19 protein-coding genes are annotated in these 13455 nt (G+C 63.2%); 4 read left to right on the top strand and 15 right to left on the bottom strand.

The window, feature by feature from the left end:
• Positions 1-22 precede the first annotated feature (22 nt).
• The 4 genes from Harman_RS00460 to glmS all read right to left on the bottom strand — a co-directional run bounded on the left by Harman_RS00460 (position 23) and on the right by glmS (position 2138).
• The gene (locus tag Harman_RS00460; protein WP_137681865.1) at positions 23-655 is read right to left on the bottom strand and encodes a YIP1 family protein; all 633 of its coding nucleotides are present in this window, start codon (positions 653-655) and stop codon (positions 23-25) included.
• A gap of 90 nt (positions 656-745) precedes the next feature.
• The gene (locus Harman_RS00455; protein WP_137681864.1) at positions 746-1324 is read right to left on the bottom strand and encodes an NADPH-dependent FMN reductase; all 579 of its coding nucleotides are present in this window, start codon (positions 1322-1324) and stop codon (positions 746-748) included.
• Positions 1325-1433: 109 nt separating this feature from the next.
• Entirely contained in the window at positions 1434-1604 is a 171-nt protein-coding gene (locus Harman_RS21325) for a hypothetical protein (RefSeq protein WP_004518074.1), read from the bottom strand.
• A 90-nt stretch (positions 1605-1694) separates the two neighbouring features.
• Entirely contained in the window at positions 1695-2138 is a 444-nt protein-coding gene (gene glmS / locus Harman_RS00450; protein ID WP_137681863.1) for a methylaspartate mutase subunit S, read from the bottom strand.
• Positions 2139-2318: 180 nt separating this feature from the next.
• Between glmS and Harman_RS00445 the strand changes: the two genes are divergently transcribed.
• Positions 2319-2855 carry a GNAT family N-acetyltransferase gene (locus Harman_RS00445; RefSeq protein WP_137681862.1) on the top strand — a complete coding sequence of 179 codons (537 nt, stop codon included), beginning with the start codon at positions 2319-2321 and terminating at the stop codon, positions 2853-2855.
• Between the two features lie 22 nt (positions 2856-2877).
• Here the strand turns inward: Harman_RS00445 and Harman_RS00440 are convergent, their stop codons facing one another.
• From Harman_RS00440 to Harman_RS00430, 3 genes are read right to left on the bottom strand one after another with little or no spacing between them, the layout of a single operon-like run.
• Positions 2878-3885 carry a sodium:calcium antiporter gene (locus Harman_RS00440; protein WP_137681861.1) on the bottom strand — a complete coding sequence of 336 codons (1008 nt, stop codon included), beginning with the start codon at positions 3883-3885 and terminating at the stop codon, positions 2878-2880.
• Between the two features lie 47 nt (positions 3886-3932).
• Positions 3933-4868 (bottom strand): A/G-specific adenine glycosylase, encoded by a 936-nt coding sequence (locus Harman_RS00435; RefSeq protein ID WP_137681860.1) that lies wholly within the window; start codon positions 4866-4868, stop codon positions 3933-3935.
• A gap of 37 nt (positions 4869-4905) precedes the next feature.
• On the bottom strand, positions 4906-6768 hold the full coding sequence (locus tag Harman_RS00430) for a HAMP domain-containing sensor histidine kinase (protein WP_137681859.1): 1863 nt from the start codon (positions 6766-6768) through the stop codon (positions 4906-4908).
• Between the two features lie 158 nt (positions 6769-6926).
• Here Harman_RS00430 and Harman_RS00425 point away from each other — a divergent pair, with 158 nt between their 5' ends.
• Positions 6927-7253 carry a hypothetical protein gene (locus tag Harman_RS00425; RefSeq protein ID WP_137681858.1) on the top strand — a complete coding sequence of 109 codons (327 nt, stop codon included), beginning with the start codon at positions 6927-6929 and terminating at the stop codon, positions 7251-7253.
• On the opposite strand, the gene Harman_RS00420 is transcribed toward Harman_RS00425, so the two are convergent.
• The gene (locus tag Harman_RS00420) at positions 7250-8524 is read right to left on the bottom strand and encodes an MgtC/SapB family protein (protein ID WP_200830803.1); all 1275 of its coding nucleotides are present in this window, start codon (positions 8522-8524) and stop codon (positions 7250-7252) included. The genes Harman_RS00425 and Harman_RS00420 overlap by 4 nt on opposite strands.
• 117 nt (positions 8525-8641) lie before the next feature.
• Positions 8642-8917 carry a PadR family transcriptional regulator gene (locus tag Harman_RS00415; protein ID WP_004518082.1) on the bottom strand — a complete coding sequence of 92 codons (276 nt, stop codon included), beginning with the start codon at positions 8915-8917 and terminating at the stop codon, positions 8642-8644.
• A 211-nt stretch (positions 8918-9128) separates the two neighbouring features.
• Between Harman_RS00415 and Harman_RS00410 the strand changes: the two genes are divergently transcribed.
• A complete protein-coding gene (locus Harman_RS00410; RefSeq protein ID WP_137681856.1) occupies positions 9129-9401 on the top strand; it encodes an amphi-Trp domain-containing protein in 273 nt (90 codons plus the stop codon).
• Positions 9402-9649: 248 nt separating this feature from the next.
• Here the strand turns inward: Harman_RS00410 and Harman_RS21320 are convergent, their stop codons facing one another.
• A complete protein-coding gene (locus Harman_RS21320; RefSeq protein WP_200830802.1) occupies positions 9650-9796 on the bottom strand; it encodes a hypothetical protein in 147 nt (48 codons plus the stop codon).
• 58 nt (positions 9797-9854) lie between these two features.
• Here Harman_RS21320 and Harman_RS00405 point away from each other — a divergent pair, with 58 nt between their 5' ends.
• Entirely contained in the window at positions 9855-10574 is a 720-nt protein-coding gene (locus Harman_RS00405; RefSeq protein ID WP_137681855.1) for a DUF7117 family protein, read from the top strand.
• Here the strand turns inward: Harman_RS00405 and Harman_RS00400 are convergent.
• The 5 genes from Harman_RS00400 to Harman_RS00380 form a co-directional block, all read right to left on the bottom strand.
• Positions 10571-11056, bottom strand: coding sequence for an NUDIX hydrolase (locus tag Harman_RS00400; protein ID WP_137681854.1), 486 nt, complete (start codon positions 11054-11056; stop codon positions 10571-10573). The genes Harman_RS00405 and Harman_RS00400 overlap by 4 nt on opposite strands.
• Positions 11057-11950 (bottom strand): bifunctional methylenetetrahydrofolate dehydrogenase/methenyltetrahydrofolate cyclohydrolase, encoded by an 894-nt coding sequence (locus Harman_RS00395; protein WP_137681853.1) that lies wholly within the window; start codon positions 11948-11950, stop codon positions 11057-11059.
• Positions 11951-12025: 75 nt separating this feature from the next.
• Positions 12026-12619, bottom strand: a complete 594-nt coding sequence (locus tag Harman_RS00390) for a hypothetical protein (protein ID WP_137681852.1) — start codon at positions 12617-12619, stop codon at positions 12026-12028.
• A gap of 104 nt (positions 12620-12723) precedes the next feature.
• On the bottom strand, positions 12724-13092 hold the full coding sequence (locus Harman_RS00385; protein ID WP_137681851.1) for a DUF5615 family PIN-like protein: 369 nt from the start codon (positions 13090-13092) through the stop codon (positions 12724-12726).
• The gene (locus tag Harman_RS00380) at positions 13089-13364 is read right to left on the bottom strand and encodes a DUF433 domain-containing protein (protein ID WP_137681850.1); all 276 of its coding nucleotides are present in this window, start codon (positions 13362-13364) and stop codon (positions 13089-13091) included. Before Harman_RS00380 ends, Harman_RS00385 begins: the two co-directional genes overlap by 4 nt.
• Positions 13365-13455 lie beyond the last annotated feature (91 nt).

Here is a 13455-nt window from a genome sequence, read left to right as displayed (position 1 = left end):
AACAAGCGCACGCGGGCGGCCCCTAAAACCCGTAGTCTGCGAGCAGTACCGACAGGGCCTGGAAGCCCCGGAAGCCGTAGCCGAAGATAATTGCCGCGGGGACGGCCCCAACGAGTGCGGCGACCGGGAGCCGGATATTGTGGACGACGGCGGTGCCCAATAGATATAGGCCCGCGCCCCAGGCGGTGACGAGCACTCGGACCTCAGCGCTGGGCAGCCCCGCCAGCAGACAGGGAGCCATGGCGTAACACAGCACCTGCACGGTCTCGCTCACGCCGCCGCGGTCCGACGCGACGGGGAGGAGGAGTAGGGTCTGCAACGCCGCCGTCAGATGCACCGTCGCCGGCGTGACGAACACGAGGATGGCAAACAGCGCCAGCACTGCGACGCCGGGCGAGAAGCCGCCGATAGCGGGGTAGTCGAACGGCCCCATCGAAACAACGCCGCGCTCGGCCAGCTGGACGACGGCGTAGCGGCTCACCTCCTCGAAGAGCACCACCGTCGCCGCGAACACCAGTCCCGGAGCCTGGTCGCCCGGCGCGACGCCGGTGCGGAAGAACCGCCGCGGGCGACTGAGTATCTCGACCCACGCGCGGACCAACGCGGCTGGCCCGCGGTCACGGCCCCCGGTCGGATTCTCGACCCACTGAGTCACGGCCGTAGGTAAGGTGTGGGCCGGTTTGACCGTTTCCTTCTCTCGGTCAGCGGACCTGTGTGGAACGGACACGCACAGCGGTCCTCGCGGTTAATCGTCTGCTCCGACGTTCTCCGTACTCTCGAAACACGCCGGGTCCGGTTCGATGTTCGCGTACTGGACCGCCTCCTCGCCGAGCCTCGCGATGCGTTTCTCGATGTCGGGGTCGGTTATCTGCCCGTCCGCGACGTGGTTGCGCGCTTTCGGAATCGCGGCCTGATGGGGGATGACCCAGCAGTTCAGCGCCCGGCAGACCGACCGGAGGTGTTCGAGCGCAGTGATGGGAAAGCCCCCGCCGGCGACCGCCAGCAACCCCACGGTCTTGTGCTCGAACTCGTCGAAACCACAGTAATCGAGGGCGTTTTTCAGCACGCCGGAGTACGACCCGTGATACACCGGCGTCCCCAGCAGAATCGAATCCGCAGCGTGGATTCTGTTTGAGAACGCGACCGCGTCCCCGGCCTCTCGGTGGTCGGCGTCGAACACTGGCAGGTCGAACTCCCGGAGGTCGAGCAGTTCAGTAGTCGCACCCATGCCCTCGGCAGCGCCGAGCGCGCGCTCAATTCCAACTCTGGTGTAGCTCTGGTCTCTGAGGCTGCCAACGACGCCGACGACGTTTGGTTCGGTCATGACGGTACATTGCTCGGGGGCGGTATATCGATGGTGGAGCCCAGAAGCGTCGCTGCTCGTTACTCGCGTGCCGATTCATCACACCCACCGAGTCCAGTCTGGCCGACGCTCAGTTGTCGTGGTACACGTACAGCAGGTTCGGATACGGGATGTAGGCGACCCGTTCGAGCCCGCCGCTGCCGACTTCCTTCTTCAGGTGGACGCCATTTGACCCTTCGACCACGTCGTGGATGTTCTTGATTTCAGTGCCGTCACTCAGCTCGGCTGTCATGTGTGACATATGTTATCAAAGATGCGCTGGCCGTAAAGCACCCGCGGCTGTGTGAGACCTGCACTCGTGGTCAACACAACCACAAAAACCGTCAGCCGTTCAGGAACCCAGCTGAATCCGTTCCGAAGACGCTTCGCGGGAGCGGTGGCCGAGGTCGGCTTTCAGCGCCTCGATGGCTTCTTCGGGGTCAGTTTCCGAGTCGAAGACGCGGTCGAAGCCAAGCGCTTTGAACGTTTCGCGCGTCTCCTCGAAGGAGTCTTGGCCGACGGCGAGGTTGCCGCCGATGTATGTCGTCACGTCTAGGCCCGTCTCGTCGATTTTCTGCTGGAAGCCCTGACAGTCCTGCTCGGCGTGGCCGTACAGCGACGAGACGAGTATCGCTTCGGCGTCGTGTTCATCCGCAGCGTCGATGAACTCCGACTGGGACGACTGGACACCGAGGTTGACTACGTTGAACCCGGCCGCTTCGAACGCTCGTTCGAGAATGGTTATCCCAACGACGTGCGCGTCGGAGCCGATGACACCGAGGATGACTGTCCTCATACAGGACCACCAATGCGTGTCAGCTACATAAACCTAATGATAAACCATGAAGAATTATGCCAACGGTTCGCACACGCCAAGGGATGGATATTAGCCATGATAGCACAAACCACTGGTAGACACTGCATCAATGGTACACGACTCGCTTCAGCGCCCGACCGTATTCCAGATGAAACACGCATGACGACCATCCGCCGGGCTTTCGACGCTGACGCCGATGGCATCCGCCGAGTCGCTCGGGCGGCGTGGCACAACGCCTACGATTCGCTTGATTCCGAGGTCATCGACGAGACGATTTCCGACTGGTACGCCGACCCGCTGGGCAGCGCGCTCCACGGCTGGGCCGGCGGCGTCCCGGCGAACGACCTCGATAACATCGAGGCGACACTGCTGGTCGCGGAACAGGACGGGGAGGTCATCGGGTTCACCCAGGGGATCACCATGCACACGACGGGGACGATGCTGCGGCTGTACGTCCACCCGGACTACCACGGAGAGGGAATCGGGACAGCGCTGTACGACCGCCTCGAAGACATCTTTCTCGAACACGGCGTCGAGCAGTTCCGGGCGCTGGACCTGGCCTCGAACGACCGAAGCCGGGAGTTCTTCGAGAACCTCGGTTTCGAGCAGACGAACACCCGCACGCTCACTATCGGCGGCGACCCCTACGACGAGGCCGTGTATTCCCGCGATCTGTCGCCTGAATCCGACGAATAGCGCGAGCCACTGCGCTACCGATTCAGATACCGCGGACCGTCTCGATGAGCCCCGTGGATTCCAGAGCCATCCAGCCGACGAACACCACGTACAGACCCATCAGCGTGTACGCCTCGCGGTCGGAGAGTTCGAGGTCCGTCCGGGTGAAGATGATGAACACGAGCGTCGCGAACCCGAGAAAGCCCATCGTCGGGATCGCCACGAGGAAATCGATTGTCGCCCGCCCCGCAAGGAGGACGCCGACCGGAATCGCCACGAGCAGATTGAACGTGTTGCTCCCCAGAACGTTCGTCAGGCTTGTGACGCTGTCGTCGTTTTTCGCCGCCCGGACGCTGACGAAGGCGTCGGGGAGGCTCGTGCCGGCGGCGATGACGGTCAACCCCCAGAGGAACGTCGGCGTGTCGAAGATGACGCCCAGCGAGAGTGCGCCCCGGACCATCCCTTCGACGCCGACGGTGATGATGAGCAACCCGACGCCGAGCAGCCCCCACTCACGGCGCGGCCGGATACTGTTGGTCTCGTCTGCGACGTGTTCGCTGGCGTCCTGCTGGTGCAAGAAGACGTAGATACCGTAAGTCACGAGCGGAATGACGGCGAGCGTCGGTGTCAGGATAGCCGCCTGGTTGGTTCCGCCCGGGACGTAGGTCGCTCCGAGCGCGAACACGATAAACAGGATGAGAATGCTAATGACGTAGAACTGGGCGTCCTTGTGGACGATGTCGCGCGTGGACCGGAGTTCCTCGCTTGCGAGCGCCGCGAGGGCCGGAATCACCAGCAGATTGAATATCGCGCTTCCGACGATGGCACCGACGCCGAGCGAGAACTCGTCGTGGACGACAGTGCTGATGACGACCGAACTTATCTCCGGAAAGCTCGACCCGACAGCGACGACGATGGCCCCGTGGACCGCCACTGGCAGCCCGTAGTACCTGCTCAGACGTTCCGCGGCCCGCTCGAAGTACGCGCTCCCCTTCCAGATGACACCGGTTGCGACGACCACGAGGGCAATCGAACCGAGCAGGGCGGCCATTGCCGTGGTATTGACAACAGGGGTTCAAGTCAGTGTTCCACTGGCAGTCAGCGCTGGAGGCGCGCAACCGTCTCGTTGTCGCTGTCCTCAATCTCGACCAGTCCATCATCAGCGAGATCGTCCAAGAGGCCGCGGAGCCACTCACGACCGTACTCGCCGTCGGGAGCGTAGTCAACGCGCACACGCGGACCCAGTTGGTCCAGTTGCAGTCCATCGTACTCCTTGAGCGCCGAGATGACGCGCCCGCGCATCTGGCGGCGGCTTCCCTCGAACTCCGGTTGGGTCGGTACGTCCGGTGCGGTGAAATCGCCCGTCTCGTAGGCCGAACACCACTCGCGCCAGGGACACTGCGCGCCGTCACAGTCGGGCGTCTTCTCGCAGGCGACCCCGCCCAGTTCCATGATTGCGTTGTTCCAGACCCGCGACTGTCCCTCGGGCATGAGCGCGCTCGCGGCTGTCTCGAAGGCCGAATCGTCGTCGGGGACATCGAAGGCCCGATACAGGACGCGCTTGACGTTCGTATCGACGACGGCGTTCCCGTTGTTGAACGCGAAGGAGGCGACGGCGTTGGCGGTGTACGGGCCGACACCCATCAGGTCGCTGAGGCCGTCGGGGTCCCGGGGCCACTCGCCGTCGTAGTCCTCGATAATTTGGCCGGCGGCCTCGTGGAGGTACTTCGCACGGTTGTTGTATCCCAGCGAGTGGCTAGTCCAGAAGCCCACCACATCCGACCGGTCGGCTTCGACCAAAGCCGCTGCGGTCGGCCAGCGGTCCAGGAAGTCCTCCCAGGCGTCGACGACCCGGTCAAGTTGGGTCTGCTGGCTCATCACCTCGGAGACGAGAATCTCGTAGGGGTCAGTCGTCTCCCGCCACGGGTACGAGCGGTGGTCCGCCTCGTACCACGCCACGAGCGCGTCCTGGACAGCCGACGGGTCCGCGGGCAGGCTCCCCGTGTGGTCCGTTGCTGCCGACTGGTCGGTCATACCCGCCCTTGGCCCTGTCCTGATTTGTGCGTGGCGGTCAGTCGTCGGCCGACGAACTGCCCCACTCGAACTCCGTCCCGTACCAATCCGGCTCGTCATCGCCGAACACGTCCGCGAACACGAACATCGCTCCGTCGGGGTAGGTCGTGTCGACGTACAGCCGCCAGCCGTGGGCCTCCGCGATGGTCTTGACGATAGAGAGCCCGAGGCCGGTCCCGTCCTCGCTCGTCGTGTGGCCGTATTCGAAGATGTCGTCGACTTCCTCGGTCGGAATCCCCGGGCCGTCGTCGGCGACATAGAAGCCGTGATCCGTCAGTCCGACCGTGACGGTCACCTCCGGGCCGACGTGGTCGATGGCGTTGCGAAACAGGTTCTCCAGAGCCCGCAGGAGCCGCGTCCGGTCGGCCTCGATGGTTCGACTGCCATCGAGTTCGATACTGGCGTGCTTGTTGTCGATGTTCTCCCACGCCTCGGTGACGACAACCTCCAGCGGGACCGGAGCCGTCTCCTCGACGCTCGCGCCCTTTCTTGTCAGCGTCAACACGTCGTCGATGATCGACTCGATGCGGTCGTGTGCGTCCTCCAGTTTCTCGATGTGGGTCTGGAGGTCATCCGGGTCCGCCCCAGGGTCCGACAGCTGCATGCCAAGCAGTTCGACGTGTCCGCGGGCGACCGTCAGCGGGTTCCGGAGGTCGTGGCTCAGCGTCGACGCGAACTCGTCCAGTCGCTCGTTCTGTCGTTCGAGTTCGCGGCTCGACCGCTCGGCTTCCTCACGGGCCGCCTGTGCCTGCTGGATCTGGCTCCGCAGCGTATCCCGCATATTTCCGAACGAGTCGTACAGTCGACCGAACTCGTCCTGGCGGTTCGTCGAGAGGTCGACACCGAGGTCACCCTGTTCCATCGCCTGCGTCCGGTCACGGAGCCGCAACAGGGGCCGAATCGTATGCCGTCCGAGAAGGTATCCCGCAACGGCCAACGAGAGGACTGCCGTCCCGATGACAGCGACGAACCCCCAGCGGATGGCCCGGTTCGTCTCGTACAGTGACTGTGTCTCCCCACCAGTCATCACCACCCACGACGTGCCGTTGACGGGCGTGTACGCTGCGACACGCCCCTCGGTTTCGACCGTCGTCGTCCGACCTTCCGTAGCGGCCTCAACGCCGTCCTGACTGATAGGCTGCGAGCCGGTCTGTTCCCCGATGAGCGGCTCGCCGTCCTCAGTGAGCAAGGCCGTCTCGAAGCCGTCACGTCCGTCCTGGAACCGGGCAGACGAGACTGGCACAACGAGAACGATGGCACCGTCGCCAGTGGAGACGGGAGCGACGAACGCCATCGAAGCGCCGTCGCCGTCCGCGTAGGGTGTCGAAGTCGCCACTGTCCCAGTGTCGGCCGCGTCCATCGCCGTCGCAAGCGGGGACTCCCATGCGGGCTCGACCGCTGACGGGGATTGGCCCTCGAAGGCGGTCTCAGTGCTGGCGACGATTGTCCGAGTCCCTTCCACCGTCGAAACGTAATGGAGTGACCGGCCCTGTGACGCCTCCGCCGTGGCTGCCGACGCAAGATACTGCCTGATTTCCGCGACTGTTCCGGTGTCGTACACCTGTGCAGCCGCGATAGTGACGGCGTCCGCCTCGGTCGTCGCCCGCCACTGCTCGATGGCGCTGGCCTGGTATGTGGCCGACGCTTCGAGGTCCGCCGCCGCGTCGCTGACGACACGGTCCTGTACCTGTAGGTAGCTGACAAAGCCGACAGCCGCGAGTATGACGGCGATCACTGCGAGCGCGACGGCTACTTTTGCCGCGTAGTTTCGCGTGTACACCGCCGGCATCAGGCCGCGCAACCGCTCAGTCACCCCGTCACGCTGGCTTGACGCCGCGGTCTCGTCCCCACCACCTGTCATTATCAGATCGAATGTTTTCAGTAGTCAACCGCTACCCGCCCTTATGTTTAGTCCGTGATATAATTTATCATATTTTAGAATCACGGATCCCTCGTATTCGAGATGGCGGTTCCAGACGAGTCGTAAGGGGTTTCCTCGCGCTTGTCGTCTCCTTTCGTATGACCCTCGACGATCTACAGGATGATATCGAAGCAGCTTACGGCGACTTCGACGACGAGTACGAGCTATCCATCGACCGCGAGACGCGTAACGAACTCGCAATGTTGTCCGTTGCGCTGGATCCCGACGACCCGGACGAACTCGTTCGACGCGCGGTCCACATGCTGTTTCAGTCGACCGTTGACCGCGGGACGCTGGATTTCCACCTCCGGTCGAGCTACGACTGCACGTACGACGAGTACCTCTCGGGGATGACCTTCGACCAGATGACCGGGAACGACTTCCCACAGCCCCAGGACAACGACGACCGGCGCTACCAGTTCTAAAGCAAGAGTCCGAGCGCCAGCACCGTCGCCACACCCAGGACCACCGAACTCCAGAACGCCACACGGGAGGCAAAGGCGCGGTTCGGTCCCGGGGCCGTCAACGCCGCTTTGACCATGATGCTGGCAGCTGTGGCGATCAGTATAGCGAACATTGCCGTCGGCCCGCCGATAGCGCCGCCGCGGTACAGCAACACGGCGGAGGTCGTCGCGCCCGCGCTTGAGACCAGTCCACTGAGTGCTGACGTGATGTAGAGTCCGGTGGTTCCGAACTGCGTTTCCGCGAATCCGCCGCCGACGACGACCAGCAGGAACACCCCGCCGAAGGTCAGTGCGTTCCGTAGCGAAAAGGGGCTTTCAAGTCCCATCTCGACCGACTCGGACCAGTCAGCGGTGTATGCAGCGACGCCGATACTGCCGACGATGACCGCTCCCAGCGGCAGGACCGCCTCGACAAGAATCCCGCGTTCGATGGTAAAGAACACGGTAATGAGGAGGTTCCGGAGCGCCATCGCCGCATCGGCAAGCAGTATCGCGGCCACGGCGTAGGAGGTGGCGTCGGGCTGCTGTCGGACGTGGTCGAGCATCGTCCCGACGACGGCGGTCGACGACGCCAGGCCGCCGAAGAAGCCGGTGACGGCGATGCCGCGGCCACCGTAGGTCTGGACGATGGCGTAGTTGATGATCCCGATGCCGGCGACGAACACCACCATCAGCCAGATGACCCGCAACTCCACAGCGATGTCAAGTAGTCCACCGGGGACCTCGACCGGCTCGGACGGGAGCAGCGGATAAATGACGAAGGCGATGATGGCGAACTCCGTCGCAGAGCGCAGTTCCTCGCGGGAGAGTCCCCACGCCAGCGAGTGAAGTTCCCGCTTGAGAACCAGCAACAGCGACGAGAAGACGGCAACTGAGACGCCTTCGAGGATGAATCCCTGGGCGACGAGCGCGCCGACGCCGTAGGCGACGAGCATCGACACGGACGTGGTCAGCGACAGCCCCTCGCCGTCTTCCCCGTCGAGGAGTCCCTGGACCGCGAGCAAAATCCCCTGAACGATGACCAGGACGCCACCGACCACGAGCAGGGCCTGGCTCTCGACCAGTGTGAACACCGCGGCCAGCAGGCTGATCAGTGCGAACGTCCGGATACCGGCCGACTTCTGTGACCACTCCCGCTCCAGTCCCAGGAACATTCCGAGCGCTCCCGCAAGCAGGATGCGAAGCACCGTCGCCTGAATCGACGCCGGGGACAGTTGCAGGAGAGTCGACATAACTGCGATAGAGCAGGCGTAGGCTAAAGTGTAGGGTCCGGCGGTACCCAGCGTCGCATGGTATAGACACAGCTACGGGTCAAACGACGGCCTCGGCACAAGCGGCACGTCGACTCGTTACAGATCGACGTACTGATCTTCCCACTCGCGGCGGGCATCGATCTCGCGGCGGCCGCGGCGCGTGAGCGTGTAGAAGTTCGTCCGGCGGTCGCGCTGTCCCTTTTCGACTAACCCTTTGTCGACAAGCGTATCGAGGTTCGGATAGAGACGGCCGTGGTGGATCTCCTTCTCGTAGTACGCTTCGAGTTCCTCCTTGATCGCTAAGCCGTGGGGTTCCTCCCTGCCAGCGATCACGTAGAGCAGATCACGCTGGAATCCTGTCAAGTCGTGCATCGGTTTCTCGTATGTAATGATTTAGTATCTATACTGTTAAATATATCGGCCCAGAGAACTTGGCGTGTTTTCGCTCTTCGAGGGTCCCGAATTTTTCCTACTTACCCACCTCAATCTGCCATAACGATATTTCAATGATACAGTCAGTATTGCGTCATTCTTCGGAAACTGATGGCAACAGTATTATTTGTCAGTGTACCCTACAAATGGTATGGTAGAAACAGTCCTGTTCGAAAACGAGCAAGTACTCGATCGCAGTGCCGTCGCGGCATATTTGCGAACGATGGCCGACTCGCTGGAGGAGGGGTCCGAGATCACGCTCAGTGCAGGGGGGCAGGAAGCCACGTTCGCGCCGCCATCGCAGGTGGAGTTTGAGGTGAAAGCGGAGCGCGAAGGCCCGGAAAACGGCGACGGCGAGCTCAGCATCGAAGTCGAACTGGAGTGGCCCGAGAACGCGACGGACACAGAACTCTCTATCGAGTGAGTTGTAGCGTCCAGCATCCTGTTGTTGATACCGGAGAAATCACTCTTCGACGGTTAGTTGCAGCGAAGTAAGTGGAAAGCGGTCGCGAAAAACGCGACCGCTTGCCGCCCTGAATTGGTCCCCGCTGACGCTTCGGCCCTCCAAGCGAAGCGTCACTTGATCGAATGGGGCAGAATAACTTAAAAGTACCGGCCCCGTCCAGCAGATGTTAGTAATCGAATTACAATCGAATGCAAGCTATAACTAATCTAGATATGTTCTTCCTCGAGTACCCACCCGAGCGCCCGTTTGTAGTGGGTGAACATCATCCGAACCCGTTCGTGGTTCATCTCCTCGTCGTTCAGTTGATCGGTGAGGAACTCGTACTGCTCGCGGATCTCGTCTTCCGAGCGCATACATCCAATAGCGGCTCCTCGCGGAACAATCTTGAGGGCGGCCCCCTCAGCATCGGGTATGAAAGTCCGCGGGGAACGCGAATGCCAGGACTGTGGCACGCGCTGGCGGTACTACGAGACGGGGAGCATCGCCTGTCCGGACTGTGGGAGCATCCACAGCGTCGGCGTCGACGAACACACCGAACACACCGACGCACCGGCCACGCTCGACCTGACGCCGGTCCGGAGCCGTATCGACGCGGACTCGACACGCGAGATCGCTGACGCGGCCGCGGAGCGCTGCCGGGAGTACACGCGCAAGCGGGGGTTCATCGACGCGGGTGAACTTCGCCCGCTGACCGAGACGTACGTCGCTGCGGTCGAACTCCAGCACGTCGGCGCGCACCTCTCCCGGGAGATGCGTATCAGCGATCCGGCAGAGCGGTACTTCTACGAACTGCTTGGCGGGGCCGACGACGGCGACCGCCCACCTGTCGAGGAAGTTCCCTCGGAACTGCGGGTCCCGTACGGCCTGGCGATGGCGGCCGCCGTCGACAGCTATCAGCGCGACGTGCGGACGTATCTGGACGCCAACGCGGACCCCACCGCGCGACAGCTCTCCGGACGCATCCGTGACCACCGAAAGCGGATCGAGGCGCTGGACGGCGATGTCGACCCGGCCGACGCGAACCGGCTCGTCCACGCGGCCCGGGACCTGGGGTCGTACATCACGGGCGACGAGAGCGCCTTCGTCAGAGCCGAGAACTGGCTCGCCGGCATCGAGGACGACACCGTCTAATTTCGGATCCGCCGAATCAGCTGTTCGTCCAAGCAGTCCGTCGGGACCGATCCCCGCCACGCAACCGTCTCGATTGCCTCGCCGTCGAGTCCGGGGTCCGAGTCCAGGCACATCGATTCAGCCGTCCCGCGGTAGGTCCCAAAGAAGAACGTCGCCCCGCGGTTGCCGTCGGTCACAGTGACCTCGGTGACGGCGGCCAGTTCGTCGACCGCGATGTCGACGCCGGTCTCCTCGCGCACCTCGCGCCGAACCGCTTCCTGGCGCGTCTCGCCGGCTTCGACGCCGCCGCCGGGGAGCTTCCAGACCCCGTCCTCGTAGACGAACAGCATCCGGCCCGCCGCATCGGTGACGAGCGCGCCGACCGCCCAGTTGAGGTCGCGGTCGGCACGGGCGCGGACCCCGTTTACGCCCGCCGCGTCGGTTTCACGGGTCACCCGACGGGTGAGTACGTCACGGTCTTCGAAGGCCGCAAGCGTCGGCATTCAGGGGAGGGCAACGTCGATGTCGTGTTGCAGGCTCGTCGCTTTCACGGTGTTGTAGAGCAACATTGCGCGGGTCATCGGGCCGACACCGCCGGGGACCGGCGTGATCGCGCCCGCGACCTCCTTGGCGCTCTCGTATTCCACGTCACCGACGAGTTCGTACCCCTTCTCCGTATCCGCATCGACGCGGTTGATGCCCACGTCGATGACCGTCGCACCTTCCTGAATCATCTCCCCGTCGATCATCTCCGGGACGCCGGCCGCAGCGACGAGGATATCGGCGTTGCGCGTCCGCTCGGCGAGGTTCTCGGTGCGGGAGTGACACACCGTTGTCGTCGCGTTGCCGCCCGGTGCCTTCTGGATGAGCAGGTTGGCCATCGGCTTGCCGACGATGTCAGAGCGGCCAACGACGACGGCGTCCTTGCCTTCGGTGTCGACGCTGGCGCTCTCGATGAGCTTCTGGATGCCGTGGGGCGTGCAGGGCTTGTAGCGAGCGTTCCCGGCCACGAGGCGGCCGACGTTCTCCGGGTGGAAGCCGTCAACGTCTTTCATCGGGTCGATAGCTCGCAGGACCTCCCTGTCCTCGACGTGGTCGGGGACGGGCATCTGGACCAGAATGCCGTTGACATCGTCGTCGGCGTTGAGGTCCTCGATGGTGTCGTACAGTTCGGCGGCGTCCGCGTCGGGGTCGATATCGATGTCGATGGCCTCGATACCGACCTCCTCGCAGTCGTCCTGTTTCATCGAGACGTAGGTCTCGCTCGCCGGGTCCTCGGACATCAGGACCGTCGCCAGCGCCGGGCGCTCGCCGGCGTCGGCGAGGCGGTCGATGGACGCGACCAGGTCGTCCCGAATCGACTGGGCGACGGCGTTGCCGTCGATAATCTCTGTCATTAGGTACAACGGCGGCGCGGCGCGGTATGAACGTCCCGGATTTCGGTCAGCCGCGACAGGCTGGCGCGCTCCCGCTCAGGGACAGTCCGATTCGGCGACCGTCTGGCGCTCCGACCCCTGCTGGATGGCCCGTGTCGCGCCGCCCGGTACGGCCACCGTCATCGCCTGCCCGCCGTAGCCGTGGGTCTGGTCGTGGCCCCGGACCACCACACAGGCCACGTCGTCGGGGACCGCTATCGTCTCCGACCGGGTGAACGGGGCCGTCGAATGGGCGTGCAGGAGATCTCGGCGGCCGAGTTGGTCCCCGCCCAGCGTCTCGACCTGCCACCAGTTCGCGTAGCCCTCTTCGCCATCATCGTCGTGATACAGCGTCACGTCAAAGCGATAGTCGCCGCCGCTCTCGTCCGTGATTTCGACGCCGACGACGTTAGCCTCCCGGAGATCCAAGTCAGGTGCAGTGGTGGTCGGGTTTTCCGTTGTGCCGCCCGTCTGTCCCTCCGGCGGTTCGGTCCGGTCCGCTGTCACAGGGATCTCTGTCGGCTGGTTCCCACCGCCACCGTCGGTGCTCGTTTCTTCACCGGACTCAACCTGGAACCCACCACAGCCGGCGAGCGCAGCCAGGGAACTCCCGAGGACAGCGAGGGCAGACCGTCGACTCACGCGGGGCATGGTCGAGATGTCGGTCCGACGATACAAAAAGCCGACTCGGCGTGGTACGACGTTCGAGCAGCCGATCTGTGGCATGTGAGTTCAGCTGTCGTCGGTACACCGTGTTACTCGTGGAGCCACTCATACCACTCGTCCAGGTCGACAAGTTCATTTTCGATTCCGTCGGACCCGAACTGATTGAACACTTCGTCGACAGTCCGAGCCAAGCCTTCGGGGTCAGTGTCCGGTAGCGTTTGCTGGTAGTAAAGAAGAAGACCTGCGTGGTCGTATGCTTGCGCCAGCCGTTCGAAGTCTTTCGCGTTGTTCGTTAGCAGAACGACCTCGTGCTCACCGCACCACTCTAATAGTTCGGCGTCGGTCGTGTACTCCCCGAACTGATCTTTGGCCTGTTCGACATCGTGCCCGCGCTCGCGAAGCAGTCGTTCGAAGACACGACCGACGTGTTCGTCGAGGAGAATCCGCGTTCCCGTCACTGGATCGTTTCTTTCGGCTTCAGCGACGACTTACGGACACGGTCGAACGCGTCTTCGTTGGCCCGTTCGAACTCACGCATCTCCTCCACGTTGGCGTAGTAATACGAAAGGGCCTCATACACCTGTGATAGAGAGATATCGAACTGATCGGCGACGTGGGCGGGTGTGGCATCGCTATCGATGACCCGGGTCGCAACGTGGCGAACCCCGACCCTTGTTCCGTCGATTCGGGGCTCACCACCGAGAATTTCTTCGTCACGGGTGATACTCATACGGAGAGATAGACCCCGTTGTCAGTTATATGTTTTCGGGGAACTGATCGCTGCAGCAGTCCCACAAAGAATCGAAACTGGTTCGCGGATC

This window comes from Haloarcula mannanilytica (genome assembly GCF_005406125.1).
GTDB classification, from domain to species: domain Archaea; phylum Halobacteriota; class Halobacteria; order Halobacteriales; family Haloarculaceae; genus Haloarcula; species Haloarcula mannanilytica.
Note: the sequence above shows the minus strand (reverse complement) of the source record. Positions and strands in the feature narration are given on the sequence as shown.